This window comes from Gordonia sihwensis, assembly GCF_029632925.1.
GTDB classification, from domain to species: Bacteria; Actinomycetota; Actinomycetes; order Mycobacteriales; family Mycobacteriaceae; genus Gordonia; species Gordonia sihwensis.
In genome coordinates this window covers 3080018-3106193 of record NZ_CP121248.1, presented here as the reverse complement: position 1 = coordinate 3106193, position 26176 = coordinate 3080018, and the positions used below count along the sequence as shown (strand labels likewise).

The following is a 26176-nucleotide window of genomic DNA, read 5'->3' as shown; positions in this document are numbered from 1 at the left end:
TTCAGTCGTTATGACCGTGTTTCGGATTCGGGAAGCCGCGGACCTCCTCGGCGTCAGCGACGACACCCTCCGCAGATGGATCGAACAGGGCCGGATCGCATCGGGGACCGACGACTCGGGCCGCGCGACTGTCGACGGTGCCGACCTCGCAGGCTTTCTCGCCTCCGCGGAATCGGGGCGCCACGATCCGGTGACGCGCGGCACCAGCGCTCGGAACCGCTTCGTCGGGATCGTCACACATGTTCAGTCCGACCCGGTGATGAGCCAGGTGGAGATGCGCAGCGGCCCGCACCGGGTGGTGTCGCTGATGTCGACCGAGGCGGTGAGGGAACTCGGATTGGAAGTGGGCTCCCTTGCGACCGCGACGGTCAAAGCGACGGCGGTGGTCGTGGAGACCCCGTCGGGACGGAGTGCCGTCTGATGAAGAAGTTCGTGGCCGCAGTGCTCGGACTGATGCTGCTGGTAGCCGGATGCAGCAGTCAGGAGCAGGCGTCGGCCGGTGCCTCGGCGCCGATCAGGATCTTCGCCGCGGCCTCGCTGCAGGGATCGTTCGACGAACTGGCCAAGTCCTTCACCGCGGCGCACCCAGAGTACTCGGTGGCGCCGATCGTGTACGACGGCTCGCAGGCCCTCGCGACCCAGATCGTGGAGGGCGCCGACGTCGACGTCATCGCCTTCGCGGACCAGTCGAGTCTCACGCCGGTCACCGACGCCGGTGTCACCGACGCGGGCACCGTCTTCGCGACCAATACGATGCAGATCGCCGTCGCGCCGGGCAACCCGAAGCACGTCACGAGCCTGGCCGACCTGACGAAGCCCGGCGTCACCGGCGTGCTCTGCGCTCCGGAGGTGCCCTGTGGCAAGGCCTCGCGCAAGCTGCTCGCCGCCGCGCACGTCGACGTCTCGCCGGTCAGCGAGGAGACCAACGTGACCTCGGTGGTCAACCGCGTCGAGGCGGGCGAGGCCGACGCCGGTCTGGTCTACAAGACCGATGTGGCCGCCTCGAACGGCAAGCTGATCGGCATCACTCCCGCCGACGTTCAGGTCGCGGTCAACCGTTACCCGATCGCGGTGTCGAAGAAGGCTCCGTCGCCGGCGGCCGCCGCTGCCTTCACCGCCTACGTCCTCTCGCCCGCAGGACAGAAGATCCTGGCGAAGTACGGTTTCGGCGCGCCGTGACCGGTTCCCGGCCCGAGGCCGCCACGTCGCCACCGAGGCCCCGGTGATGCTGCCGAAGGCGCTGTACGTGCCCGCGTTGGTCGCGCTGGCTCTGTTGGTCGCGCCCATCGTCGGGTTGATCTCGCGGGTGCGGTGGGAGACGCTCGGCGCCGACCTCTTCTCGTCGGCATCGCTGACGGCACTGTGGCTGTCGCTGGTCACCGCGGCCTGTGCGACCGCCGCGTGCGCTGTGATCGGCACCCCGCTGGCCGTGGTGATCGCCCGCGCGCCGCAGCGCTGGGCGTCGGTGCTGCGAGCGACGGTCCTGATCCCCCTGGTGCTGCCGCCGATGGTCGGCGGACTGGCGCTGCTGTCGTTGCTGGGCCGGTCGGGGCTGGTCGGCAAGCCGGTGTTCGAGGCGACGGGCTACAGCCTGCCGTACACGACTGCCGCGGTGGTGGTGGCGCAGACGTTCGTCGCCATGCCGTTCTACGTCATCGCGGTCGAGGGTGCGCTGCGAACCGCAGGCGACGGCTACGAGCAGATCGCCTCGACCCTCGGAGCCGGCCGTTGGCGCGTGCTGTCGCGGATCACGCTTCCGCTCGTGCTGCCGGGTCTGGCCGCCGGTGCGGCGCTCGCCTTCGCACGCGCGCTCGGCGAGTTCGGGGCGACGGCACTCTTCGCGGGGAACTCTCCGGGCGTCACCCGGACCATGCCCCTGGCCATCTACACCGCCTTCAACGGGGTGGGCGTCACGCAGGATTCGGCGGTCGCGCTCTCGTTGCTGTTGCTGGTGAGTACCGCGGTGATCGTGCTCGGGCTGCGGTCGTGGCGAACGGACGCGGTCCGGTGAGCGGGCAGCCGCTCACCGCGCGCATCGAGATCCGCCGAGCGCAGTTCACCGTCTCGGCCGCGTTCGAGGTGCCGGGCGGGGAGTGCCTGGCGGTATTGGGTCCGAACGGTGCGGGCAAGTCGACGCTCCTGGGCGCGCTGGCGGGTCTCATCCGGCCGACCGCGGGCGAGATCCGCCTGGGTGGACGAGTCCTCGACGGCCGCGTCCACGTCCCGCCCGAGCAGCGCAGAGTGACCTTGCTCGAGCAGAAGCCCCGGCTCTTCCCGCACCTGTCGGTCGTCGACAATCTGGCCTTCGGGCCGCGTGCCCAGGGCCGATCCCGGCGGCAGGCGCGCGCGATCGCGGAGGGCTGGCTCGGTCGGATCGGTCTGCCCGATGCGGGCGGGTGGAAGCCGCATCGCCTCTCGGGCGGCCAGCAGCAGCGGGTCGCGATCGCCCGCGCGCTCGCCGCCGAACCCGAGGTGCTGCTGCTCGATGAGCCCTTCGCCGCGCTCGATGCGGCCAGCGCTCCGCAGATCCGGCGGATGCTCTCCGACGAGCTCGCGCGCACGGCGACCACCAGCGTCCTGGTGACACACGAGTTGGCGGACGCGTGGCAGTGGGCGAGCCGGTGTCTGGTGATCGAGTCGGGCACCGTCGTCGAGGAGACGACGCCGGCGCAGATGGCCGCGGCGCCGGCTCATCCGTTCAGCGCAGCCCTGGCGGGATACGCGGTGGTGCACGGCGTCTGGAGTGAGGGCGCCCTGGTGACCGGGGACGATGTGCTGCCGGCGGTCGCGGTCGAGGACGTCGCGGAGGGGGCCCGGGCGTTCGGGATCGTGGTTCCGCACGAGGTCACGGTGTCCCGGACGTCGGGCGCGGTCCGGAGCCGGGTGCGTTCGGTGTCGGTGCACGCGGGCCGGGTACTCGTCGAGAGCGACGGCGGTCTGGTGGCGCAGACTCCGGTGGGTGTGGTGCCGCCGGGTGTCGGAGAACAGGCGTGGTTCACCCCGACCGGGATGCGGGTTCGGCGCTTGCGCACGCCCGATGAGATTTCGGCTCCCGGACGGGGCTGTGAGCCCCGTCCGGGAGCCGAAATCTCCGCCGGCCCGCCGAGGTCAGCGCAGGGCGACGGTCAGCAGGACCGCTGAGTCGTCGTCGGCGACCAGGCCGTGCCGGGTCGGGGGAATATCGGTGAGGGCGCCGGCGCCCCCTTCCCAGTCGCCGTCCTCGCACGTCAACCGAACGCGGCCATGGAGGACCTGGAGGGTCGCCTCGCCGGGACTCTCGTGGTCGGACAGTTCGGCGCCGGCGCGGAGCGCGATCACGGTGTGCCGCAGCCGGTGGTCGCTGTGACCGCGCACCGTGCGTCCGGCGCGGCCGGAGTGCGCTTCGCGCGCCTCGGCCAGGAGTTCCTCGACCACTTCGGGTAACGACACCGCGCTCATGCCGACGCCTCCGCCCGCTCACGTTCGGCCTCACTCTTCGGGATGCCGAAGACGGTGAACAGACACGCCGCCGCCGCGAAGGCCACCAGGAGCCCGAGGCCGATCGTGTACGAGTGCTCCACCGCGTTGTAGGTCGCGCCCATCACCAGCGGCGGGAAGAAGCCGCCGAGGCCACCCGCCGCACCGACCAGGCCGGTGACCGCGCCCACGCGTGCGGGCGGTGAGGCCAGCGACACCCAGGCGAAGACCGAACCCGATCCCATGCCCATCATCATCGCCATCAGGATGAAGTCGACCGCGGCCAGCCCGCTGCCGAGGTCGGGCTTGGTCATCATCCACACGGCCAGCACTGCGGCGCCGCCGCACGAGATCGCGGTGATGATCCGCGGCCCGAACTTGTCGGAGAGTGCACCGCCGACCGGTCGCATCACCACCGCTGCGATGGCGAATCCGGCGGTGCGGGCGCCGGCCGACTTCAGGTCGGTGATGTCGTAGACGTCGTTCAAGTACGTCGGCAGGTAGGTGGAGAAGGCGACGAATCCGCCGAACGCCGCCGCATACAGGAAGGACATCTGCCAGGTGATCGGCAGCTTGAGAGCGCCGACGAGCTTCGGCACCGCCGACTCGGTGTTCGGCTCCCACGCCGGGGCCTCACGCATGAACATCCAGCAGGCCACCGCGACCACCACCAGCGCCACCGCGATGATGATGTGCGTGGGGAAGTAGCCGAACCATTCGCGGAACCGCGGCGTGAAGAACGCCGAGAGCGCCGTCCCGCCCATCCCGGCGCCGAAGACGCCGGTCGCGAAACCGCGGCGACTGGGTTCGTACCAGCTGTTCAGGAACGGGATGCCGACGGCGAAGGTGGTGCCCGCGATGCCGAGGAAGAAGCCGATCACCAGCAACATCGGGTACGACTTCAGCTCACCGGCCACCGCCACCAGAATCACGAAGGGCGCCGAGATCAGCAGCAGCGCGGTGAACATGATGCGGCCGCCGTAGCGGGGCGTCAGCACGCCGACGACGATCCGGCCGAGGGAGCCGACGAGGATCGGCACCGCGACGAGCACGGACTTCTGCGTGGAGTCGAGATCGAGTTCGTTCGGTCCGGCGTAGAACACGCCCAGCGGAGCGATCAGGTTCCAGGCCCAGAAGCTGATCGCGAAGGCGACGGTGGCGAGAACGAGATTGCGGGTCTGGGCCGATTTGTCGATTGTCACGGGCGCGGTCATTCAGTCACGGTCCTTCACACCGATGGGAGCCCAGCCGCGGCGGCTCGGCGCGTTGCCCGGGGCCGGGCGCGTGTCCTTGCTGCGGTAGACGATGTACGGGCGGAACAGGTAGTGGATGGGAGCGGTGAAGATGTGGACCAGCCGCGTGAACGGCACCAGCATGAACATGACCATGCCGATCACGACGTGGATGTGGAAGCGCAGTGGGGCCGCCTCCATCGAGGAGATGTCGGGCTGGAAGTAGAAGACCGAGCGGAACCACGGGGAGACGGTCTCGCGGTAGTTCACGCCCTCGCCGTGGGGATCGATCATGCCGACAAGGGTGATGTAGCTGCCCGCGATCAGCGCCGCGACCAGGACCGCGTACATCAGCTTGTCGTTGCGCGTCGTCGCCATGAAGACCGGCCCGGTGGTGCGCCTGCGATAGATGAGGATGCCCACGCCGAGCAGGGTCGCGGCGGCGGCGATGATGCCGCCGACCGCCGCCACCCAGTGGTACATCGTCTCGGTGATCCCGACCGCGTCGGTCCACGACTGCGGGATCACCAGACCGATGGCGTGGCCAGCGATCACCGCGAGGATCCCGTAGTGGAACAGCGGCGAACCGAACCGCAGCAGCCGGGACTCGTAGAGCTCCGACGAGCGGGTGGTCCAGCCGAACTTGTCGTACCGGTACCGCCAGATGGTTCCGCCGATCACGCTGATCAGCGCGATGTACGGTAGGACGCCCCACAGAAAGATGTTCATCGGTATGCCTCTTCGCCGGAGTCGGTGAAACCGTTGCGGGTGAAATCGTCGATGGTGAACAGGGGAAGCAGTCGCGCGTCGTACGGCTCGAGGCCGACGGTCTCGACGGCGCGCTCGGGACCGGCCATCGCGAGTGCGGATGCACGGTCGGGCGGCGACTGTCCGGGCAGTGTCGCGCACACCGCCGCCAGAACGTCCGCGTACGGGGAGCCGACGTCGACCAGCGACAGGCGGATCAGTTCGAGGGACGGACGGTTCTCGGTCAGGACCTGAACGCCGCGTTCGGGGTCCGCGAGCGCCGCGAACTCCAGGACCACCGGCAGGTGGTCGGGCAGTTCGCCGTGCAGATCCACCACGAATCCGCTGTCGCGGTAGAGCTGTTTGAAGTCGGTGAGAACCGATCCGCGACGCCGTGTGTCGCCGGCCGACCAGTAGGACAGGTACAGCGTGTGCTTGCGCGAGAGATCGAAGACGTCGGTGTAGTGCTGCGCGAGTTGCGAGGGGTCGGCCGATGCGGCGTGATCGAGGAACCCGCGCAGGGCGTCGGCGGACTCACCCGCGGCCGTCTCGTCGAGCGCCGACCTCATCAGGTCGATGCGGCCGAAGAACTCGGCGTCGGGGTAGCCGAGACTCCACGCGGCGATCTGATGCACCACGCGGGCATCGGTGCGCGCGGCGACACGTCGGCGGGGCAGCAGCCTCATGATCCGGACCCGTGCTCGGCGGACTGCTGCGGGAACATGCCCTCCGGGACGCCGTTTCCGTCCCAGTTCAACAGGTTGGTCCGACCGCGCAGAGTCGCGTCCCCGGCGGGCATGTCCGTGGTCTGCCGCTGCTTGAGCGCCTGGAAGGTCTCCACCGACACCGGGATCGGCCGGCCGCTGGCCTCGCCGAAGGAACCGGACTCGTACATGCCGGGGCCGCCCTCCTGATCGAGGGAGCAGGCCATCTCGTCGAGCTTGACGGCCTGCTCGTGGTGGGCGGTCGGAATCACGTAGCGCTCGTCGTACTTGGCGATCGCCAGAAGCCGGTACATCTCGTAGACCGATTCCTCGGTCATGCCGACCGAGCCCGGGATGAGCGGGTTGGTCTCACGACCGAGGTTGACGTCGCGCATGTACGCGCGCATGGCGGCCAGTTTCCGGAGCACGTCCTCGACGACGCCGGTGTCGCCCGCGGTGAACAACTCCGCGAGATACTCCACGGGGATGCGCAGAGAGTCGATGGCGCCGAAGAGATTGCCGTGATCCTCGCCGTCGTGTCCCTGCTCCGACAGCAGGTCGACGATCGGCGACAGCGGCGGGATGTACCAGACCATCGGCATCGTCCGGTACTCCGGATGCAGGGGCAGTGCCACCCGGTACTTCTTCGCGAGCGCGTACACCGGCGACCGGCGCGCGGCGTCCATCCAGTCGTCGGGGATCCCCGCGGCGCGGGCCTGCGCGATCACCTCCGGATCGTCGGGGTCGAGCATCAGATCGAGTTGGGCCTCGTAGAGGTCCTTGTCGTCGGGAACCGACGCCGCCGCGGTCACGGCGTCGGCGTCGTAGAGGAAGATGCCGAGGTACCGGAGCCGTCCGACGCAGGTCTCCGAGCACACCGTGGGCTGACCCACCTCGATGCGCGGATAGCACAGCGTGCACTTCTCCGCCTTGCCCGAGCGGTGGTTGAAATAGATCTTCTTGTACGGGCAGCCGGTGATGCACTGGCGCCAGCCGCGGCAGCGGTCCTGGTCCACCAGGACGATGCCGTCCTCCTTGCGTTTGTAGATCGCACCGGACGGGCACGACGCCATGCACGCCGGATTGAGGCAGTGCTCGCAGATGCGCGGAAGATAGAACATGAAGGTCTGCTCGAAGGAGAACTGGATCTTCGCCTCCGACTCCTTGCGGATCTTCTCGACGATCGGGTCCAGATCGCCGTACTCCGCCGACCCGCCCAGGTTGTCGTCCCAGTTGGCTGACCACGTGACCTTGGTGTCCTCACCGGTGATCAGCGACTTCGGCCGTGCGACCGGGAAGTCGTCGCCCAGCGGGGCGTTCACCAGCGTCTCGTAGTCGTAGGTCCACGGCTCGTAGTAGTCGCTCAGCGTGGGCTGGACCGGGCTGTGGAAGATGGTGAAGAGCTTCTGCAGGCGCCCGCCGGTGCGGAGCCGCAGATCGCCCTTCTTATTGAGGTGCCATCCGCCCTTCCACTGCTCCTGGTCCTCGTACCGCCGCGGATATCCCTGGCCGGGGCGGGTCTCGACGTTGTTGAACCACACGTACTCGGTGCCCGCACGGTTGGTCCACGCCTGCTTGCACGTGACCGAGCACGTGTGACAGCCGATGCACTTGTCGAGATTCATCACCATCCCGACCTGAGCCATGACTCGCATCAGTAGGTCACCTCCTGGCTGCGCTTGCGGATGGTCGAGACGATGTCGCGTTGATTGCCCGTCGGCCCGAGGTAGTTGAATGCGTACGTCAGCTGCGCATAGCCGCCGATCAGATGTGAGGGCTTCACCAGCAGACGGGTCGCGGAGTTGTGGATGCCGCCGCGGCGGCCCGTGGCCTCCGACTTCGGGACGTCGATGGTCCGCTCCTGGGCGTGGTGGACGTAGCAGACCCCGACTGGCATGCGGTGGCTGACGATGGCGCGTGCGACGTAGACGCCGTTGGCATTGACGCACTCGATCCAGTCGTTGTCGTGCACATCGATCGACGCCGCGTCCTCCGGCGACAGCCACGCGGTGGGACCGCCGCGCGAGAGCGAGAGCATGAACAGGTTGTCCTGGTACTCGGAGTGGATCGACCACTTGTTGTGCGGCGTGAGGTACCGGACGGTGATCTGCTTGCTGCCGTCGGGCCCGAGCTTCGGTTCGCCGAACAACCGATGCATGTCGAGGGGCGGTCGGTAGATCGGCAGCGCCTCCCCGATGTCGAGCATCCAGTCGTGGTCGAGGTAGAAGTGCAGACGCCCGGTGAGCGTGTGGAAGGGTTTGTCGCGCTCGATGTTCACGGTGAACGGCGCGTACCGTCGTCCGCCGCTCTCCGAACCCGACCACTCGGGTGAGGTGATGACCGGCACCGGTGCCGACTGCGTGTCGGCGAAGGTGATGCGCTTCTCCTCCGAACCCTCCGCGAGATCGGCGAGGCGCTTGCCGACGCGGCGTTCGAGTTTGGTGAAGCCGTCCACGGCCAGTTCGCCGTTGGTGGTACCGGAGAAGGTCAAGATCGCTTCGGCGAGCTTGGCGTCGGTGTCGATGGCGGGACGTCCGACGCCCGGTCGGTCGAAGTCCGGCCCGCTCGCGCCGTCGCCGGGCCGGGGCGGCATCACTCCGTTGGACGCCGCCAGCTTGGGGATCTGCGAGGCGATGTCGTAGTTGACGTCCTTGACGGTGAAGCCCAGCTTGTCGGCGAGCGGCCCGACGGTGGCCAGCTTGTCGGCGATGGCCGTGTAGTCGCGTTCCACCACCTGGAACGAGGGCATGTTCGCGCCGGGCATCGCCGGTGCGCCGTCGCGCCAGTCCACCACCCGGCCGTGCGGCTGCGCGGTCTCGCCGGGGGTGTCGTGCTGGGCGGCGGTGGCGACGAGGTCGTAGCGGGTACCCAGGTGGGTCCGCGCCTGCCGGGACAACTCCGCGGCCAGCAGGTGGAACAGGTCGAAGTCGCTCTTGGCCTCCCACGGCGGATCGATCGCCGGACTGAAGGCGTGGACGAACGGGTGCATGTCGGTGGAGCTGAGGTCGTGCTTCTCGTACCAGGTCGCTGCGGGCAGCACGATGTCGCTCAACAGCGTGGTCGACGTCATGCGGAAATCAGCCGACAGCAGCAGGTCGAGCTTGCCCTCGGGCGCCTGCTCGTGCCACTTCACCTCCCGGGGCCTCGGGGCCTCGGGATTCTCGCTGCCGAGCACGTTGTGATGGGTGCCGAGCAGGTGGCGCAGGAAGTACTCGTCGCCCTTGGCCGACGAGCCGAGCAGATTCGACCGCCACAGCACCAGCGTGCGCGGCCAGTTCTCGGGTGCGTCGACGTCGCTGATCGCCGGCGTCAGCCCGCCGTCGACCAGCTTCCCGGCCACGTACGACGCGGGATCGGTCGCGTCTCCCGACTCGACCGCCGAGCGGGCGGCGTCGGCCACGTCGAGCGGGTTGTCGGAGAACTGCGGATAGAAGGGCATCCATCCCAGCCGCGCCGACTGCGCGATGGCGTCGGCGGTGTGCATTCCGTCGAGCGTGCCCGATGACAGCGGTGAGGTCAGGGCCGACGTGGAGTAGCCGTCGTTGCGCCACTGGTCGGTGTGCATGTACCAGTACGAGGTGCCCGGCTGGGTACGCGGGGGACGGGTCCAGTCGAGGGCGTTGGCCAGTGAGATCCAGCCGGTGATCGGACGGCACTTCTCCTGGCCTACGTAGTGAGCCCACCCGCCGCCGTTGCGGCCCATGCAGCCGGTGAGGATGAGCATGGCCAGGATCGCCCGGTAGGTGGCGTCACCGTGGAACCACTGGCAGATGCCCGCACCCATGATGATCATCGACCGGCCGCCGGACTCCTCGGCGTTGGTGGCGAACTCCCGGGCGATACGGATAGCGGATTCGGCTGGGACGCTGGTGATCTCGGCCTGCCACGCGGGCGTGTAGGGACTGGAGGCGTCGTCGTAGCCGGTGGGCCACTGGCCCGGGAGGCCATCGCGGCCCACCCCGTACTGGGCCAGCAGCAGATCGTAGACGGTGGTGACCAGACCCCCGCCGAATCGCCGTGCGGGCACTCCGCGGGTGATGACCGAGCCGCTGCCGTCGGGGGCGTCGAAGGAGGGGAACGAGACCTCGACGGCCTCCGCGCCGGTTTCACCGAGCAGGGTGAGCCGTGGGGTGACACCGTCCAGATCGAGGTTCCACCGGCCTTCGCCGGACGGTGAGTACCGGTCGCCCAGGGTGCCGTTCGGGACCATCGGCTCGCCCGTCGCGTCGTCGATCAGGACCGTCTTCCAGACGTCCTCGGTGGGGCCGCTGGCCGGGTCCGGTCGCAACTCCTCAGAGGTCACGAACTTGCCGGGGACCAGCGTGCCGTCGCGCTCGTCGAGATGGATGAGGAAGGGGAGGTCGGTGTACTTGCGGGTGAAGTCGGCGAAGAACGGGGTCGGTCCGCCTTCTCGGTCGACGTAGAACTCCTTGAGGATCACGTGACCCATCGCCATCGCGAGCGCCGCGTCGGTGCCGGCCTGGGCGGGCAGCCACTCGTCGGCGAACTTGGAGTTGTCGGCGTAGTCGGGCGAGACGCTGACCACCTTGGTCCCGCGATAGCGGACCTCGGTCATCCAGTGGGCGTCGGGCGTCCTGGTCACCGGGACGTTGGATCCCCACATCATCAGGTACGACGCGTCCCACCAGTCGCCCGACTCGGGCACATCGGTCTGGTCGCCGAACACCTGCGGGCTGGCCACCGGGAGGTCGGCGTACCAGTCGTAGAACGAGGTCATCACGCCGCCGATGAGCTGTATGAACCGCGTTCCCACGCAGTGGCTCACGATCGACATCGCAGGGATCGGGGAGAAGCCCGCGCAGCGGTCGGGGCCGTAGGTCTTGATGGTGTGGACATGCGCCGCGGCGGCCATCTCGATCGCCTCGTCCCACGTGACGCGGACCAGTCCGCCCTTGCCGCGAGCCTGCTGGTAGGAGCGCCGGCGCAGCGGGTCGCCGACCACGTCGGCCCACGCGAGCACGGGATCGCCGGTGCGGCGCTTGGCCTCCCGGTACATCTCCAGGAGCACTCCGCGCGCATAGGGGTGGCGGACCCGGGTGGGCGAGTAGGTGTACCAGGAGAACGAGGCGCCGCGCGGGCAGCCGCGCGGCTCGTACTCCGGCCGGTCGGGGCCCACCGACGGGTAGTCGGTCTCCTGTGTCTCCCAGGTGATGATGCCGTCTTTGACGTACACCTTCCACGAACACGAGCCCGTGCAGTTCACCCCGTGGGTGGACCGGACGATCTTGTCGTGACTCCAGCGGTCGCGGTAGAAGATGTCGCCCGCACGACCGCCGTCGCGGAAGACCGCGCGTCTGTCGTCGGTCTCATCCCATTTGGTGAAGAAGCGGCCGACGTCCAACAATGCTTGTGCTGCCGGGCCCTGAACCGAGTCAGACGCTGTCATACGGCTCACTGTAAAACGGGATGTGATGCCGCGCCGGGCGAATTCGGAGGGCGCCGAATTCTCGCGACGCACGGCCGGACGATCCGGGTACGACGGCCATGTGATATGAGGACCAAAGTCTCTAGCCGGACATGCGCGCGCCGCGGGCCAGAGATGAGCTCTCGGCCCGCCGCGGTCGATTTGGGTTCTGCCAGCGCGTTCACTACACTGTTTCAGGTTGCCTGGGTGAAGTGTGCCCCCAGGGCCCACAACTTCATACAGCTTGACGGTGCCGGTGAAAAGCCAATGGCATCTTCAGGCGTTGAACAATGCACAACTATCCACTTCGTGGAAGGCCCACCAGTGCTGATCGGCAGCGATGCCGGTGACACCGCTGTATGGGAACCGCTACGAGAAAGGTTGACGGTCAACCATGACCATGACTGACCCGATCGCAGACTTTCTGACGCGTCTGCGTAACGCCAATTCGGCGTACCACGACGAGGTTTCACTGCCTTCGTCGAAGATCAAGGTGAACATCGCCGAGATCCTCAAGCGCGAGGGCTACATCACCGACTACCGCGTCGAAGACGCCGAGGTCGGCAAGAAGCTCACCGTGACCCTGAAGTACGGCCCCAGCCGCGAGCGCAGCATCGCCGGCCTCCGCCGCGTTTCGAAGCCGGGTCTGCGTGTGTACGCAAAGTCCACCAACCTGCCCAAGGTTCTGGGCGGCCTCGGCGTGGCCATCATCTCCACGTCGTCCGGTCTGCTCACCGACCGCCAGGCAGCAAACCAGGGCGTGGGCGGCGAAGTCCTCGCTTACGTCTGGTAGGGGAGCGTAGAGAATGTCGCGTATTGGTAAGAATCCCATTGAAATCCCCGCCGGCGTCGATGTCGCGATCGACGGCCAGGACGTCAAGGTCAAGGGCCCGAAGGGCGAACTGAGCCTGACGGTCACCTCGCCGATCGCGGTGGCGAAGGAAGACAACGCCATCGTCGTCACCCGGCCGAACGACGACCGCGAGAACCGTGCCCTGCACGGTCTGAACCGTTCGCTGCTGAACAACCTCGTCGTCGGTGTGACCCAGGGTTACACCACGAAGATGGAGATCTTCGGTGTCGGTTACCGCGTCCAGGCCAAGGGCAAGGACCTCGAGTTCGCCCTCGGCTACAGCCACCCCGTGCCGATCGAGGCTCCGGAGGGCATCACCTTCGCGGTGGAGTCCCCGACCAAGTTCTCGGTCTCGGGAATCGACAAGCAGCTAGTCGGCCAGATCTCGGCGAACATCCGCCGCCTGCGTCGTCCGGACCCCTACAAGGGCAAGGGCATTCGCTACGAGGGTGAGCAGATCCGCCGCAAGGTCGGAAAGACGGGTAAGTAAGCCATGAGTGAAACAGCAACCGTTCGCAAGCCCATCGGCAAGGACGTCTCGACTCGCCGTCGCACCGCGACCAACCGTCGTCACTTCCGCCTGCGCAAGAAGATCAACGGCACCGCCGAGCGTCCGCGCATGGCCGTCAAGCGCAGCAGCCGTCACATCCACGTCCAGGTCATCGACGATCTGACCGGTCGTACCCTGGCCGCCGCCAGCAGCATCGAGGCTGACGTGCGCGCCGCCGGCGGCGACAAGTCGGCTCAGGCCGCCAAGGTCGGCGAGCTCGTCGCAGCCCGCGCCAAGGCTGCAGGCATCGAGGCCGTCGTCTTCGATCGCGGAGGCAAGGCGTACCACGGCCGCATCGCGGCTCTGGCCGACGCCGCCCGCGAGGGAGGACTGCAGTTCTGATGATGACCACCAAGATGATTAACGGAGGCGACCTCTGATGCCCGGACGTCAGCGTGATGGCGGCAACGGACCCGCCGGAAACAACAACAACGACAACCGCGGTGAGCGCCGCGGCCGCGGCGATCGTCGCGACAACCGCAACCGCGAGCGCGAGGAGAAGAACCACCTCGAGCGCGTGGTGACCATCAACCGCGTGTCGAAGGTCGTCAAGGGCGGTCGTCGCTTCAGCTTCACCGCTCTCGTGGTGGTCGGCGACGGCCAGGGCATGGTCGGTGTCGGCTACGGCAAGGCCAAGGAAGTCCCGGCGGCGATCCAGAAGGGCGTCGAAGAGGCTCGCAAGAACTTCTTCCGCGTCCCGCTGATCGCGGGCACCGTGACCCACCCGGTTCAGGGTGAGGCCGCAGCCGGTGTCGTGATGCTCCGCCCGGCCAGCTCGGGTACCGGTGTCATCGCGGGCGGCGCCGTGCGTGCCGTCCTGGAATGCGCCGGTGTCACCGACGTTCTCGCGAAGAGCCTCGGCTCGGACAACGCGATCAACGTCGTCCACGCCACGGTCGCCGCACTCAAGATGCTGCAGCAGCCTGAAGAGGTCGCTGCTCGTCGCGGGCTGACCGTCGAAGAGGTCACCCCCGCCGGCATGCTGCGCGCACGCGCGGCCGCCGCAGCGAACAAGGGAGCATAAGCCATGGCTGAGCTGAAGATCACCCAGATCAAGGGCACCATCGGTACCAAGAAGAACCAGCGTGACAGCCTGCGCACCCTTGGGCTCAAGGGCATCCGCCAGACGGTCACCCGCGAGGACACCCCGATCAACCGCGGCCTCATCAACGTGGTTCGTCACCTCGTGACAGTCGAAGAGGTTTAGTCATGACCATCAAGCTGCACCACCTTCGCCCCGCTCCGGGCGCGAAGACCGAGAAGACCCGCGTGGGTCGCGGTGAGGGCTCCAAGGGTAAGACCGCCGGTCGCGGCACCAAGGGCACCAAGGCGCGCAAGAACGTTCCGGCCCGCTTCGAGGGCGGCCAGATGCCGATTCACATGCGCCTGCCGAAGCTGAAGGGCTTCACCAACCGCAACCGCGTGGAGTACCAGGTCGTCAACGTCGGCGACATCTCGCGGCTGTTCCCGGAGGGCGGCACCATCGGCGTCGCCGATCTGGTCGCCGCGGGCGCCGTCCGCAAGAACCAGCTCGTGAAGGTTCTGGGCGACGGTGAGCTCACCGTGAAGGTCGACATCACCGCCGACAAGTTCACGGGCTCCGCCAAGGAGAAGATCGCCGCTGCCGGCGGCACCGCGACGCAGGCCTGAGCCTTCGCCGCATGCAGAACTGCCGAACCGGTCAGGTGTTGCGACGCACGACTATTGAGTCGTTGCGCCGCTCACCTGACCGGTGGCGGTTCTGGGGCTGTTAAAGTTTCACCGAGGGCGTCCGGCTGAGGACGCCCCGGTCATTTCCGAGTCGACCGCCAATGCACGATGAGGCGCACGTGCCCACCGAGTCTGCGGTGCTATAGGAGGAGTTAGTGCTTTCCCCCCTCGTGGCGACCTTCAGGACGCCCGACCTGAGGAAGAAGATCTTCTATGTCCTCGGCATCCTCATCCTGTACCGTCTCGGCACGACGCTCCCGTCGCCCGGCGTGGACTTCAAAGAGATCGAAAGCTGTGTCGATGCGGCCAGCCGCGGCGACTCGGGCCAGATCTACTCGCTGATCAACATGTTCTCCGGCGGCGCACTGCTGCAGCTGTCGGTGTTCGCGATCGGCATCATGCCGTACATCACGGCCAGCATCATCGTTCAGCTGCTCACCGTCGTCATCCCTCGGTTCGAGCAGCTGCGAAAAGAAGGCCAGTCCGGTCAGACCAAGATGACGCAGTACACCCGCTACCTCACGGTGGCGCTGGCACTGCTTCAGTCGACGGGCATCGTCGCGCTGGCGGCCACCGGCAACCTCCTGCCGTCGAACGGGGCCGACTGCAACGCAGACGCAATCCTCAACGACACCAGCGTCTTCGGCCTGTCGATCATCGTCCTGGTGATGACCGCGGGCGCCTGTCTGGTGATGTGGTTCGGCGAGCTCATCACCGAGCGCGGTGTCGGCAACGGCATGTCGCTGCTGATCTTCACCGGCATCGCCGCCCGCATCCCGGCTGAGGGCCGGACCATCCTGCAGCAGCGCGGCGGCCTGGCCTTCGGCCTCGTCTGCGTGGCGATCGTGCTCATCCTGGTGGCCGTGGTGTTCATCGAGCAGGGCACCCGCCGCGTGCCGGTTCAGTACGCCAAGCGCATGGTGGGCCGCAAGATGTACGGCGGTTCGTCGACGTACATGCCGATCAAGGTCAACACCGCGGGCGTCATCCCGGTGATCTTCGCGTCCTCGTTGCTGTACATCCCGCAGTTGATCATTCAGCTGACGAACAGCAACGACGGCGAGGCCGCCGGCTGGAAGCTGTGGCTTCAGGACAACCTGATCAACCCGTCCAGCTGGTTCCACATCGTCACGTACTTCCTGCTGATCATCTTCTTCACGTACTTCTACGTCGCCGTCACGTTCAACCCAGAAGAACGAGCCGACGACATGAAGCGGTACGGCGGCTTCATCCCGGGCATCCGCCCCGGCCAGCCGACCGCTGACTACCTGAGCTACGTGCTCAGCCGGATCACGCTGCCCGGCTCGCTGTACCTGGGCATCATCTCGATCCTCCCGAACCTGTTCATGGACATCGGCGGCGGCAGCGCCTCGAACATCCCGTTCGGCGGTACCGCGCTCCTGATCATCGTGGCCGTCGGCCTCGACACGATCAAGCAAGTGAACAGCCAGTTGATGCAACGCAAGTACGAAGGGTTCCTGAAGTGAGACTCGTCATCCTCGGACCGCCCGGAGCGGGCAAAGGCACACAGGCCGAACTGATGTCGGAGGCCCTCGGCATTCCGCACATCTCGACCGGCGACCTGTTCCGCGCGAACATCTCGCAGGGCACCCCGATCGGCGTGGAGGCCAAGAAGTACCTGGATGCGGGCAATCTGGTCCCGCCGGAGATCACCATCAACATGGTCCGCGAGCGGGTCGCGGAGCCGGATGCGGCCAAGGGCTTCATCCTCGACGGCTTCCCGCGCTCCACCGAGCAGGCGGTCGCGCTCGAGGGCATCCTCGACGATCTGTCGACCAAGCTCGACGGCGTGCTGTCGTTCAAAGTCGATACCGACGTGGTGGTGGAGCGGATGCTCGCCCGCGGTCGCGCCGACGACACCGAAGAGGTCATCCGCAACCGCATGGCCGTGTACGACGCGGAGACCGCGCCGCTGCTCGACCACTACGCCGGTCAGGTCACGGAGATCGACGCCGTGGGCTCGGTCGACGAGGTCCACCAGCGCGTGCTCGCGGCTCTCGGCAAGGCCTGATCCACCGGTGGGTTTCCGCAAGCCGAAGGCCGTTCCGTTTCGGAGCGCGGGCGAGCTGGACGCGATGGAGGCGGCGGGCGCCGTGGTCGGCGCCGCCCTCGTCGCTGTCCGGGCCGCGGCCACCGCGGGGATGAGCACCCTGGATCTGGACGAGATCGCCGAATCGGTGATCCGCGAAGCCGGTGCGGTGCCGTCCTTCAAGGGCTATCACGGCTTTCCCGGCTCCATCTGCAGCTCGGTCAACGAGGTTGTCGTGCATGGCATTCCGTCCAAGGACGTGGTGCTGGAGCAAGGTGATCTGGTATCGATCGACTGCGGCGCCATCCTCGACGGCTGGCACGGCGACTCCGCGTGGACGTTCGGCATCGGCGAACTCTCCGACGCCGACGCCGAACTGAGCGAGGCGACCCGACTCTCGATGGAGGCGGGGATCGCTGCGATGGTCCCCGGCAACCGCCTCACCGACGTCTCACACGCGATCGAGAACGGGACGTACGCGGCGGCCGCGAAATTCGGCCGCGAGTTCGGGATCGTCGCGGGATACGGGGGACACGGCATCGGTCGGGAGATGCACATGGACCCGTTCCTGCCCAATGAGGGCAAGCCGAATCGCGGGCCGCGGCTCGTGGTCGGATCGACTCTGGCGATCGAACCGATGCTCACCCTCGGCACGGCGGACACCACGGTGCTCGAGGACGATTGGACCGTCGTCACCGACGACGGCTCACGGTCGGCCCACTGGGAGCACACGGTCGCCGTCACCGAGGACGGTCCGCGAATCCTCACTCCGCGCCCCGCCTGACGCGTAGTCATCTCTGACTGTGCCGCCGACCGTCCGGGTCGGCGGCACAGTCGTCTCCTCAGTGGTTTCGACACGCTCGGCGCCAGGGCGCCTCGCGGCTCAACCAGCGGGCGGGTGGGCATTTATCGCTGGTTGAGCGAGCGGTCCTATCGCTGGTTGAGCGCGTGCAGTCTTTATCGCTGGTTGAGCGAGCGCAGCGAGTCGAAACCCCCGTCACACCCACTGCGACCGGCGTCGGCCTCGCAGACCTCCACCGATGCGGTCGACCGCCAGCGCGCCGCACCGACGGCGAGCACGACGAAGGTGAACCACACGTACGCGTCGCCGACGATGCTCTGCCACCAACTCCAGCCGAGTTCGGTGTCGTGACCGCTCGGCAGGAGCCAGTGCGGGCCCACTGCGAAGATCACCGCCGCCAGAACGGTGGCGGCCACGAGCATCCCTCCGAAGCGTCTGGTCCAGATCGCGTAGACCGCGATCAGAAGCGCCGGCGCCACCCAGGTCCAGTGATGCGACCAGCTCACCGGGGACACGAGCAGTACCGCTGCGGCGTTGACCAGCAGCGCGGTGGCCTGCTGCCCGGCCGCCAGGAGGCGGCTCATCCAGACCGCGGCGAGCACGACGGCGACGACCGACAGGACGAGCCACGCGGCGGTCGAGACACTGTCGCTCATGCCGAACCGGAACACTGCGCCCTTGATCGACTGATTACCCGCGTAATAGGCCGCGCCGATGCGTTCGGTCTCGCCGAGAGTGTGAAACCAGTACTTCGCCGAATCGGCGGGCATCACGAGCCAGGCGACGGCGACGGCGCCGACCGTCCCCGCGACCATCGTCGCCGCCCCGCGCCAGTCGCGGCGAAGGAGGAAGTAGAGCAGGAAGCCTGCCGGCGTGAGTTTGATCGACACCGCGATGCCGATGAGGAGCCCGCGGGGCCACTTCGGATTCCGGCAGAGGACGTCGAAGGCGATCAGCGCCATCAGGACGGCGTTGATCTGTCCGTAGCTCAAGGTCTGCCTGACCGGTTCGACGAACTCGGCGATCGCGGTTGCGCCGATCACCAGTGTGGCGCGGTCGATGCGGTCCAGCTTCGGTGCGAGCCGAGCCAGGACCAACCAGAGCGTCAGTGCGACCGCCGCGAGAGTCAGCGCGAACATCACGGCGTCCGCAGCGGACGTCGGCAGCATCGCGAGCGGACTGAAGACGATCGCCGCCAGCGGCGGATAGGTGAACGGCAGGGCGTGCCCGTCCACCAGAGGCGTGGGGCCGTACAACGACTGACCGTCGAGCCACAGCCGTGCGCCCATCCGGTACACGTGCAGATCCAGGTAGCTCTGCCAGCGAATGCCGATGACCGTGCTCAGCGCGAGAAGCGCCACTGCCAGGCCGAGAAGGCGACCGTGCCGGGCGGTGATCGTTCGGCTCAGCGGGTTCGGCACCGCGTCAGCGTATCAGCGCCGCGGGGGAGTGGATCGAGCCGAGGCGGCGGGCGGTGTCGCCGATCTAGACGTCGAGGATCAGCGTCACCGGGCCGTCGTTGACCAGATCGACGTGCATGTGTGCGCCGAAGCGTCCGGTCTCGACGGTCGCGCCGAGCGCGCGCAGGGCGTCGACCACCTCGTCGACCAGTGGTTCGGCGACCGGACCCGGGGCGGCCGCACTCCACGACGGTCGCCGGCCCTTGTCGGTGTTCCCGTACAGCGTGAACTGGCTGATCACCAGGATCGGGGCGTTCAGATCCGCCGCCGAGGCCTCGCGGCGGTCGTCACCTCCGTCGAGGATCCGCAGACGCCAGATCTTGTCGGCGAGCTTGGCCGCGGCGGCCCGGTCGTCGTCGTGGGTGACGCCGACCAGTGCGACCAGACCGAGTGCCCCGCCGGACAGGTCGAGGGCGCCGACGGTCTCTCCGTCGACGGTGACGGACGCGGAACTGACGCGCTGGATCACGGCCCGCATGTCAGAGCAACTCGTACACGCCGGACACCGATGCGCCGACCCGCCGTTGGCCCCCGGCGCCTGCCGAGGCTCCCATCACCGCGACACCGAGGTCGATCCGCAGTCCATGGCAGCGCGCGGACGTCTCACCGAGGCCGCAGACCGCCACGGTGCGGCGCTCACTCACAGATTCTCGACGCTGTCGCGCATCACCATGGCCGTCAGCCATCCGACCACCGAGACGACGATCGCGCCGAAGATCGCCGCCCAGAAGAAGCTGTCCACCACGAGACCGTGGTGGAAGACGTTGTGGGTCAGCCAGCTTGTGATCTCCAGCATCAACGCGTTGATGATGATGTGGATGAGGCCGAGCGTGAGGATGTACAGCGGAATCGAGAGGATCTGGATGATCGGCTTGATGAAACCGTTCACGAGTCCGAAGACCACCGCGACGAAGAAGACGATGCCGACCTTCGCCCACCACGACTCGATGTCGCCGAACTCGAAGTGGACGCCGGGAACGATGAGGGTGGCGATCCACAGGGCCACGCCGGTCAGGGCGCTGCGGATGAGGAATGCACGCATGCCTCCAGTGTGGCACGCCGTTTGGAACGAACGCCGCAACTGGCGTAGACTCGATCGTCGGTGCGTCGTGCGGTCACGCATGCCCACGCCCGGTGCCTCACAGCACCGGACCGGGGTGACCGTTCGATAACGCCACCGTAGCGGATAGACGAAGCTGGAGTCGGCGGACACGGTAAGGCCGGTCGCCGGAGAATCGCGGAGGATATGGCGAAGAAAGATGGGGCCATTGAGGTCGAGGGACGCGTAGTCGAGCCCCTGCCCAATGCGATGTTCCGCATTGAGCTGGAGAACGGACACAAGGTCCTCGCCCACATCAGTGGCAAGATGCGGCAGCATTACATCCGCATCCTGCCTGAGGATCGAGTCGTCGTGGAGCTCTCGCCCTACGACCTCGGCCGCGGACGCATCGTCTACCGGTACAAGTAACCCTCGTACGGGCGGTGCCGGAGCGATGCGTCGCTTCGTGGTGCCCGGACACCGTGCTGCCGAGTCCTACGGCGGCACGCCACAGGAGAACAAAGGGAGAAGCTGACGTGAAGGTCAAGCCGAGCGTCAAGCCGATCTGCGAGAAGTGCAAGGTGATCCGCCGTAACGGTCGGGTCATGGTGATCTGCGACAACCTGCGTCACAAGCAGCGTCAGGGCTGATCAGCTTCTTCAGGTCGCTTGAAGACACATAACTGAACATCGTTATCGAAGAACTCCCAGAACCAGCATTCGCAGACGCGCGGATGCCGACCCCCGGTGCAGAGGCCGGGGCCCGGCGCAGAGTCCGGGGCGGGCTGGGAGCAGACCTCTGAATATGTAAGGAATCGCCACATGGCACGTGTTGCAGGTGTGGATCTCCCCCGCGAGAAGCGGCTGGAGATCGCGCTCACCTACATCTACGGGGTGGGTCGCACCACCTCGAAGGAAATCCTCGCCGCCACCGGCCTCTCGGCCGATCTGCGCGCCAAGGACCTGACCGACGCAGACGTCGCGAAGCTCCGCGAGTACATCGAGTCCTCGGTCAAGGTCGAGGGTGACCTGCGCCGCGAGGTGCAGGCCGACATCCGTCGCAAGATCGAGATCGGCTGCTACCAGGGTCTGCGCCACCGTCGCGGCCTGCCGGTCCACGGTCAGCGCACCAAGACCAATGCCCGTACTCGTAAGGGCCCGAAGAAGACCATCGCCGGGAAGAAGAAGTAATGCCCCCCAAGTCACGTAGCGCAGGCCCGAAGAAGGGCACCCGTCGTCGCGACAAGAAGAACGTTCCGCTGGGCCACGCCCACATCAAGTCGACGTTCAACAACACCATCGTCTCGATCACCGACCCCGAGGGCAACGTGATCAGCTGGGCCAGCTCCGGCCACGTCGGCTTCAAGGGCTCGCGTAAGAGCACCCCGTTCGCCGCGCAGCTCGCTGCCGAGAACGCTGCCCGCAAGGCGCAGGAGAACGGTGTCAAGAAGGTCGATGTGTTCGTCAAGGGACCGGGTTCGGGTCGCGAGACCGCCATCCGGTCGCTGCAGGCCGCCGGCCTCGAGGTCGGCACCATTTCCGATGTGACCCCGCAGCCGCACAACGGCTGCCGTCCGCCCAAGCGGCGCCGGGTCTAGCGGGACCCGGAATAGAGACAGAAGGAAGTAGAACATGGCTCGCTATACCGGCCCCGCAACCAAGAAGTCCCGTCGTCTTCGCGTCGATCTGATCGGCGGAGACCAGGCGTACGAGCGTCGCCCGTACCCGCCCGGCCAGCACGGTCGCGCGCGGATCAAGGAGACCGAGTACCTGCTCCAGCTGCAGGAGAAGCAGAAGGCCCGCTTCACCTACGGCGTCATGGAGAAGCAGTTCCGGCGCTACTACGAGGAAGCCAACCGTCGCTCGGGCAAGACCGGCGACGTGCTGCTGCAGATCCTCGAGTCGCGTCTGGACAATGTCGTGTACCGCGCCGGACTGGCCCGGACTCGTCGTCAGGCCCGCCAGATGGTCAGCCACGGCCACTTCACCGTGAACGGTGTTCGCGTGGACGTGCCCAGCTACCGCGTCAGCCAGTACGACATCATCGACGTCCGTCCGAAGTCGCTGCAGACCACGCCGTTCCAGATCGCCAAGGAGACCCTGGGCGATCGTCCGACCCCGGCCTGGCTGCAGGTGGTTCCGTCGACTCTGCGCATCCTCGTGCACTCGCTGCCCGAGCGCGCACAGATCGAGGTTCCGCTCACCGAGCAGCTCATCGTCGAGTACTACTCCAAGTAGTCTCACCCGAGCTTTCGCGAAACCTACTGAGCAGCATCAGCTGCCCGGTCCACCTCGACGCCGTCAAATAGTGGGCGGCCGAAGGAGAATCCCACCACATGCTCATCTCACAGCGACCCACTCTGTCCGAAGAGGTCATCGCCGAGAACCGCTCGAAGTTCACCATCGAACCCCTCGAGCCGGGCTTCGGCTACACCTTGGGCAACTCGCTGCGGCGCACGCTGCTGTCGTCCATCCCGGGCGCGGCGGTCACCAGCATCCGCATCGACGGTGTCCTGCACGAGTTCACCACCGTTCCCGGCGTGAAGGAGGATGTCACCAACATCATCCTGAACCTCAAGGGACTGGTCGTGAGCTCCGAAGAGGACGAGCCGGTCACCATGTACGTCCGTAAGCAGGGCCCGGGCACCGTGACCGGTGCGGACATCGTTCCGCCCGCCGGCGTCACCGTGCACAACCCGGACCTGCACATCGCGACCCTCAACGACAAGGGCAAGCTCGAGATCGAGCTGGTCGTCGAGCGGGGCCGCGGTTACGTGCCGGCCGTGCAGAACAAGGCCACCGGCGCCGAGATCGGCCGCATCCCGGTCGACTCGATCTACTCGCCGGTCCTGAAGGTGACCTACAAGGTCGAGGCCACCCGTGTCGAGCAGCGCACCGACTTCGATCGGCTGGTGCTCGACGTGGAGACCAAGAACTCCATGACCGCGCGTGACGCCCTGGCGTCGGCCGGCAAGACCCTGGTCGAGCTCTTCGGCCTGGCTCGGGAGCTCAACGTCGAGGCCGAGGGCATCGAGATCGGCCCGTCGCCGCAGGAGGCGGATCACATCGCCGCGTTCAGCCTGCCGATCGAGGATCTCGAGCTGACCGTCCGTTCGTACAACTGCCTCAAGCGCGAGGGTGTCCACACCGTCGGCGAGCTGGTTGCGCGCACCGAGTCGGATCTGCTCGACATCCGCAACTTCGGCCAGAAGTCGATCGACGAGGTCAAGGTGAAGCTGCACAGCCTGGGTCTGGCCCTCAAGGACAGCCCGGCGAGCTTCGACCCGTCGCAGGTCGCCGGCTACGACCCGGCCACCGGCACCTGGTCCGATGATGCGTCGTTCGGCGACGACGGTGGCGAGGATTACGCCGAGACCGAGCAGCTGTAGGGCTCGCAAAGAACCACCTGGTTTTTCCAGACCAACGGACTTCCGGTCGCGAGATCGTGAGTCGCTCCTAGGAGAAAGACATGCCCAAGCCCACCAAGGGTGCCCGCCTCGGCGGGTCGGCCAGCCACCAGAAGGCGATCCTGGCGAACCTCGCCACGGCTCTCTTCGAGCACGGCCGAATCACCACCACCGAAGCCAAGGCGAAGCGGCTGCGTCCGTACGCCGAGAAGCTGATCACCCACGCGAAGGCCGGCCAGCTGGCCAACCGTCGCGAGGTCATGAAGGACATCCGCGACAAGGATGTCGTTCACACCCTGTTCGCCGAGATCGGCCCGCACTTCGCGGAGCGCAACGGCGGATACACCCGCATCATCAAGACGCTGCCGCGCAAGGGCGACAACGCCCCGATGGCCGTGATCGAGCTGGTGCAGGAGAAGACGGCGTCGTCGGAGGCCAACCGTGCCACCCGCGCCGCCGCGTCCAAGGCCAAGGCGGCCGAGGAGGCTGCTCCGGCAGAAGCCGCTGACGAGGCTCCGGCCGACGAGGCCGCTGCCGACGAGGCACAGGACCAGTAGCCGCTTCGCTCGCCGGTGACCTGACGGTCGCCGCCGAGCGAGAGGTGACACTCCATGACGACACAGCCCGTCCCCATCATCGATGGGGACGGGCTGTGTCGTCTTCGGCTGCTGATCGGCTACGACGGCACCGACTTCTCCGGCTGGGCCACGCAGCCCGGTCGACGGACGGTCTGCGAGAGTCTCGAGCAGACGCTGAGCACCGTGCTCCGCGCGCCGATTCGGCTGACTGTCGCGGGCCGGACCGACGCCGGTGTCCACGCCGCCGGGCAGGTGGCGCACTGCGACGTCCCCGTCGCGTCGTTGCAGACCAGGTCCATCGACGGGGACCCGTCGCGACTGGTTCGCAGGCTCGCCAAGATGCTCCCGGACGATGTGCGGGTGAAGCGGATCGAGACCGTTTCCGCAGACTTCGATGCGCGTTTCTCCGCACTGGCGCGCACGTACGAATACCGGCTCACCGACGCCGCGTGGGGCGCCGAGCCGACCCTCGCCCGCACCACCGCCGATTGGACCCGGCCCCTGGACGTCGAGGCCATGAACGCGGCCTCGGCGGCTCTGGTCGGGCTCAACGACTTCGCGGCCTTCTGCCGCTACCGGCCGGGCTCCACCACCATCCGCGATCTCCAGCGCTTCAGTTGGCGGCGAGACGGCGACGTGCTGGTCGGCACCGTGGTGGCCGACGCCTTCTGCTGGTCGATGGTCCGGTCCCTCGTGGGCGCGGTGGCCTCGGTCGGCGACGGTCGCCGCGGCGTCGACTGGTGTGCCGGGCTGTTGTCTGAGCGCGCACGCTCCGCGCAGGTGCCCGTGGCGCAGGCCCGTGGCCTGTGCCTGACGAGCGTGAGCTACCCGCCGCCCGAGGAGTGGGCGGCGCGCAACGAACGGACGCGGGACGTCCGCGACGCCGGTGATCTCGGGTGTGCGGGTCCGGTCGTGGAGTAGTCCGCCGCGCCCTCGGTCACCCGCCGGTTCCGCGCCGCGGGGGATTGGCGAAGTCGTCGGCGATGGTGGCGGCCAGTTCGACGAACGACCGGCGGGTGGACTTGCTGAGGAGTTCCAGATCGATGTCGGCGCCTTCGGCGAGGTGATCGTCGAATCCGATGGTGTGTACCGCCCGGCAGCGGGTCAGGAAGTGTTGTACGAGCTGGTCGACGTCGATGGTCGACGAACCCGGTCGGGATGAGCTGAGCACCACCACGCTGTGCGGGATGAGGTGGCCGTAGCCGTGTCCGGCCAGCCAGTCCAGCGTGGAACCGGCGCTGCGTGCTCCGTCGAGTGCGGGAGAGGAGACCAGGACCAGAGCGTCGGCGGTGTCGAGGACGCCGCGCATGGCGTCGGCGCTCATTCCGGTGCCGCAATCGGTGAGGATCACGTTGTAGAAGCGCTGGAGAATGTCGACGACGCCGCGGTACTCCCGTTCGCTGAACGCCTCGGCGGCAGCGGGGTCGCGTTCTGAGGCCAGCACTTCGAGCCGGCTGGGGGCTTGCGAGGTGTGCGCCCGGACATCGGAGTACCGGTGCACCGCGGTGTCGGCGAGCAGGTCGCGGACCGTGGAGGCGGTCTGCTGCGGAATGCGCTGCGCGAGGGTTCCGAGATCCGGATTGGCGTCCACCGCGATCACCCGGTCGCCGCGGAGCGATGCGAACGTGGAACCGAGTCCGATCGTCGTGGTGGTCTTGCCCACGCCGCCCTTCAACGACAGCACCGCGATACGGTAGTCGCCGCGAATCGGGCGCCGGAGTCGTTCCAGCAGCTGCTGGTACTCGATTTCGGCGGGCGACTCGCCAGGGTTCACCAACCCGGCGGTCACCGCGTGCACGGCGCGCCGCCATCCGCGCACCGGGGCACGCCGTGCCTTGCGCAGGATCGCGACTTGATCCAGGGCTGGACCGGCGGGCGGGAGCGGTGCGGCCGGTGCGGCCGGGACGAACCCGCTGACGGGCGGCCCGAGCGGCGCGGGTGCCGGTGGCACCGGATACGGCATCGGTGCGGGATGGACCGTCGCGTCGATCTCCGGTGCGGCGCGCAGCGGTGCAGCCTCATCGGGCTCTGCGGAGGCGTGCTCTGCGGAGACGGGCGGCGAGAGACCGATGATCGCGGACAGATCGATGTCCGGCCGCGGTTCGTGCGGCTGATGGTCGAGCCAGGGCGGAGTGTCGCTCATCTGGACTTCTGATGGTGTCAT

At 67.5% G+C, this 26176-nt stretch carries 31 protein-coding genes and 1 pseudogene; 21 read left to right on the top strand and 11 right to left on the bottom strand.

The annotated features are described in order from the left end of the window. Nucleotides 1-10 precede the first annotated feature (10 nt). Genes P5P27_RS14990 through P5P27_RS14975 form a run of 4 tightly spaced genes read left to right on the top strand, consistent with a single transcriptional unit; the run spans nucleotide 11 to nucleotide 3141 of the window. Entirely contained in the window at nucleotides 11-421 is a 411-nt protein-coding gene (locus P5P27_RS14990; RefSeq protein ID WP_062365884.1) for a TOBE domain-containing protein, read from the top strand. Continuing rightward, complete coding sequence (gene modA, locus P5P27_RS14985; RefSeq protein ID WP_278124759.1) at nucleotides 421-1179, top strand: molybdate ABC transporter substrate-binding protein; 759 nt, start codon at nucleotides 421-423, stop codon at nucleotides 1177-1179. Before P5P27_RS14990 ends, modA begins: the two co-directional genes overlap by 1 nt. Before the next feature lie 46 nt (nucleotides 1180-1225). Next, a complete protein-coding gene (locus P5P27_RS14980) occupies nucleotides 1226-2011 on the top strand; it encodes an ABC transporter permease (RefSeq protein ID WP_045537156.1) in 786 nt (261 codons plus the stop codon). Further along, a complete protein-coding gene (locus P5P27_RS14975; RefSeq protein WP_278124757.1) occupies nucleotides 2008-3141 on the top strand; it encodes a sulfate/molybdate ABC transporter ATP-binding protein in 1134 nt (377 codons plus the stop codon). Before P5P27_RS14980 ends, P5P27_RS14975 begins: the two co-directional genes overlap by 4 nt. Here P5P27_RS14975 and P5P27_RS14970 read toward each other — a convergent pair. From P5P27_RS14970 to P5P27_RS14945, 6 genes are read right to left on the bottom strand one after another with little or no spacing between them, the layout of a single operon-like run. Beyond that, nucleotides 3109-3438 carry a cupin domain-containing protein gene (locus P5P27_RS14970; RefSeq protein WP_045537160.1) on the bottom strand — a complete coding sequence of 110 codons (330 nt, stop codon included), beginning with the start codon at nucleotides 3436-3438 and terminating at the stop codon, nucleotides 3109-3111. The genes P5P27_RS14975 and P5P27_RS14970 overlap by 33 nt on opposite strands. Beyond that, entirely contained in the window at nucleotides 3435-4670 is a 1236-nt protein-coding gene (locus P5P27_RS14965; RefSeq protein WP_006895599.1) for an MFS transporter, read from the bottom strand. The genes P5P27_RS14970 and P5P27_RS14965 overlap by 4 nt, the downstream gene beginning before the upstream one ends. After that, nucleotides 4671-5417, bottom strand: coding sequence for a respiratory nitrate reductase subunit gamma (narI, locus tag P5P27_RS14960; protein ID WP_045537162.1), 747 nt, complete (start codon nucleotides 5415-5417; stop codon nucleotides 4671-4673). Then, nucleotides 5414-6121 (bottom strand): nitrate reductase molybdenum cofactor assembly chaperone, encoded by a 708-nt coding sequence (gene narJ, locus P5P27_RS14955; RefSeq protein ID WP_222111244.1) that lies wholly within the window; start codon nucleotides 6119-6121, stop codon nucleotides 5414-5416. Before narJ ends, narI begins: the two co-directional genes overlap by 4 nt. After that, nucleotides 6118-7794 carry a nitrate reductase subunit beta gene (gene narH / locus P5P27_RS14950; RefSeq protein ID WP_278124752.1) on the bottom strand — a complete coding sequence of 559 codons (1677 nt, stop codon included), beginning with the start codon at nucleotides 7792-7794 and terminating at the stop codon, nucleotides 6118-6120. The genes narJ and narH overlap by 4 nt, the downstream gene beginning before the upstream one ends. Then, nucleotides 7794-11546, bottom strand: a complete 3753-nt coding sequence (locus tag P5P27_RS14945) for a nitrate reductase subunit alpha (RefSeq protein ID WP_222111246.1) — start codon at nucleotides 11544-11546, stop codon at nucleotides 7794-7796. Before P5P27_RS14945 ends, narH begins: the two co-directional genes overlap by 1 nt. 412 nt (nucleotides 11547-11958) lie before the next feature. On the opposite strand from P5P27_RS14945, the gene rpsH reads away from it, so the two are divergent. From rpsH to map, 9 genes are all read left to right on the top strand, one after another. After that, a complete protein-coding gene (gene rpsH / locus P5P27_RS14940; RefSeq protein WP_006895594.1) occupies nucleotides 11959-12357 on the top strand; it encodes a 30S ribosomal protein S8 in 399 nt (132 codons plus the stop codon). 13 nt (nucleotides 12358-12370) lie between these two features. Beyond that, the gene (gene rplF, locus P5P27_RS14935; protein ID WP_045537169.1) at nucleotides 12371-12907 is read left to right on the top strand and encodes a 50S ribosomal protein L6; all 537 of its coding nucleotides are present in this window, start codon (nucleotides 12371-12373) and stop codon (nucleotides 12905-12907) included. A gap of 3 nt (nucleotides 12908-12910) precedes the next feature. Further along, nucleotides 12911-13309: a 50S ribosomal protein L18 gene (rplR, locus tag P5P27_RS14930; protein ID WP_006895592.1), complete on the top strand. Its 399-nt coding sequence runs from the start codon at nucleotides 12911-12913 to the stop codon at nucleotides 13307-13309. A gap of 37 nt (nucleotides 13310-13346) precedes the next feature. Then, nucleotides 13347-13991: a 30S ribosomal protein S5 gene (rpsE, locus tag P5P27_RS14925; RefSeq protein WP_006895591.1), complete on the top strand. Its 645-nt coding sequence runs from the start codon at nucleotides 13347-13349 to the stop codon at nucleotides 13989-13991. Nucleotides 13992-13994: 3 nt separating this feature from the next. Further along, the gene (gene rpmD, locus P5P27_RS14920; protein WP_006895590.1) at nucleotides 13995-14174 is read left to right on the top strand and encodes a 50S ribosomal protein L30; all 180 of its coding nucleotides are present in this window, start codon (nucleotides 13995-13997) and stop codon (nucleotides 14172-14174) included. Nucleotides 14175-14176: 2 nt separating this feature from the next. Beyond that, the gene (rplO, locus tag P5P27_RS14915) at nucleotides 14177-14617 is read left to right on the top strand and encodes a 50S ribosomal protein L15 (RefSeq protein ID WP_006895589.1); all 441 of its coding nucleotides are present in this window, start codon (nucleotides 14177-14179) and stop codon (nucleotides 14615-14617) included. Nucleotides 14618-14832: 215 nt separating this feature from the next. Continuing rightward, on the top strand, nucleotides 14833-16164 hold the full coding sequence (secY, locus tag P5P27_RS14910; protein ID WP_006895588.1) for a preprotein translocase subunit SecY: 1332 nt from the start codon (nucleotides 14833-14835) through the stop codon (nucleotides 16162-16164). After that, entirely contained in the window at nucleotides 16161-16709 is a 549-nt protein-coding gene (locus P5P27_RS14905) for an adenylate kinase (RefSeq protein WP_006895587.1), read from the top strand. Before secY ends, P5P27_RS14905 begins: the two co-directional genes overlap by 4 nt. 7 nt (nucleotides 16710-16716) lie before the next feature. Beyond that, nucleotides 16717-17511, top strand: a complete 795-nt coding sequence (map, locus tag P5P27_RS14900) for a type I methionyl aminopeptidase (protein ID WP_222111247.1) — start codon at nucleotides 16717-16719, stop codon at nucleotides 17509-17511. A 173-nt stretch (nucleotides 17512-17684) separates the two neighbouring features. On the opposite strand, the gene P5P27_RS14895 is transcribed toward map, so the two are convergent. The 4 genes from P5P27_RS14895 to P5P27_RS14880 all read right to left on the bottom strand — a co-directional run bounded on the left by P5P27_RS14895 (nucleotide 17685) and on the right by P5P27_RS14880 (nucleotide 20031). After that, on the bottom strand, nucleotides 17685-18950 hold the full coding sequence (locus P5P27_RS14895; protein ID WP_222111248.1) for a glycosyltransferase 87 family protein: 1266 nt from the start codon (nucleotides 18948-18950) through the stop codon (nucleotides 17685-17687). Nucleotides 18951-19014: 64 nt separating this feature from the next. Continuing rightward, nucleotides 19015-19467: a D-aminoacyl-tRNA deacylase gene (dtd, locus tag P5P27_RS14890; protein ID WP_006895584.1), complete on the bottom strand. Its 453-nt coding sequence runs from the start codon at nucleotides 19465-19467 to the stop codon at nucleotides 19015-19017. Nucleotide 19468: 1 nt separating this feature from the next. After that, nucleotides 19469-19633: a hypothetical protein gene (locus P5P27_RS14885; RefSeq protein ID WP_222111249.1), complete on the bottom strand. Its 165-nt coding sequence runs from the start codon at nucleotides 19631-19633 to the stop codon at nucleotides 19469-19471. Then, nucleotides 19630-20031 carry a phage holin family protein gene (locus P5P27_RS14880; RefSeq protein WP_045537174.1) on the bottom strand — a complete coding sequence of 134 codons (402 nt, stop codon included), beginning with the start codon at nucleotides 20029-20031 and terminating at the stop codon, nucleotides 19630-19632. The genes P5P27_RS14885 and P5P27_RS14880 overlap by 4 nt, the downstream gene beginning before the upstream one ends. 204 nt (nucleotides 20032-20235) lie before the next feature. On the opposite strand from P5P27_RS14880, the gene infA reads away from it, so the two are divergent. The 8 genes and pseudogenes from infA to truA all read left to right on the top strand — a co-directional run bounded on the left by infA (nucleotide 20236) and on the right by truA (nucleotide 24933). Further along, nucleotides 20236-20457: a translation initiation factor IF-1 gene (infA, locus tag P5P27_RS14875; RefSeq protein ID WP_005187701.1), complete on the top strand. Its 222-nt coding sequence runs from the start codon at nucleotides 20236-20238 to the stop codon at nucleotides 20455-20457. A gap of 107 nt (nucleotides 20458-20564) precedes the next feature. After that, complete coding sequence (gene rpmJ / locus P5P27_RS14870) at nucleotides 20565-20678, top strand: 50S ribosomal protein L36 (protein WP_009679193.1); 114 nt, start codon at nucleotides 20565-20567, stop codon at nucleotides 20676-20678. Between the two features lie 171 nt (nucleotides 20679-20849). Further along, a complete protein-coding gene (gene rpsM, locus P5P27_RS14865; protein WP_006895582.1) occupies nucleotides 20850-21218 on the top strand; it encodes a 30S ribosomal protein S13 in 369 nt (122 codons plus the stop codon). Next, complete coding sequence (rpsK, locus tag P5P27_RS14860) at nucleotides 21218-21625, top strand: 30S ribosomal protein S11 (protein ID WP_006895581.1); 408 nt, start codon at nucleotides 21218-21220, stop codon at nucleotides 21623-21625. Before rpsM ends, rpsK begins: the two co-directional genes overlap by 1 nt. Nucleotides 21626-21659: 34 nt before the next feature. Then, on the top strand, nucleotides 21660-22265 hold the full coding sequence (rpsD, locus tag P5P27_RS14855; protein ID WP_006895580.1) for a 30S ribosomal protein S4: 606 nt from the start codon (nucleotides 21660-21662) through the stop codon (nucleotides 22263-22265). Between the two features lie 98 nt (nucleotides 22266-22363). Next, the gene (locus P5P27_RS14850) at nucleotides 22364-23416 is read left to right on the top strand and encodes a DNA-directed RNA polymerase subunit alpha (protein ID WP_006895579.1); all 1053 of its coding nucleotides are present in this window, start codon (nucleotides 22364-22366) and stop codon (nucleotides 23414-23416) included. Between the two features lie 80 nt (nucleotides 23417-23496). Then, nucleotides 23497-23985, top strand: a pseudogene (rplQ, locus tag P5P27_RS14845) (50S ribosomal protein L17); the annotation flags it as partial. Between the two features lie 60 nt (nucleotides 23986-24045). Next, on the top strand, nucleotides 24046-24933 hold the full coding sequence (gene truA / locus P5P27_RS14840) for a tRNA pseudouridine(38-40) synthase TruA (protein ID WP_278124729.1): 888 nt from the start codon (nucleotides 24046-24048) through the stop codon (nucleotides 24931-24933). A 16-nt stretch (nucleotides 24934-24949) separates the two neighbouring features. Here truA and P5P27_RS14835 read toward each other — a convergent pair whose 3' ends face one another. Beyond that, nucleotides 24950-26176 carry a MinD/ParA family ATP-binding protein gene (locus tag P5P27_RS14835; protein ID WP_278124727.1) on the bottom strand — a complete coding sequence of 409 codons (1227 nt, stop codon included), beginning with the start codon at nucleotides 26174-26176 and terminating at the stop codon, nucleotides 24950-24952.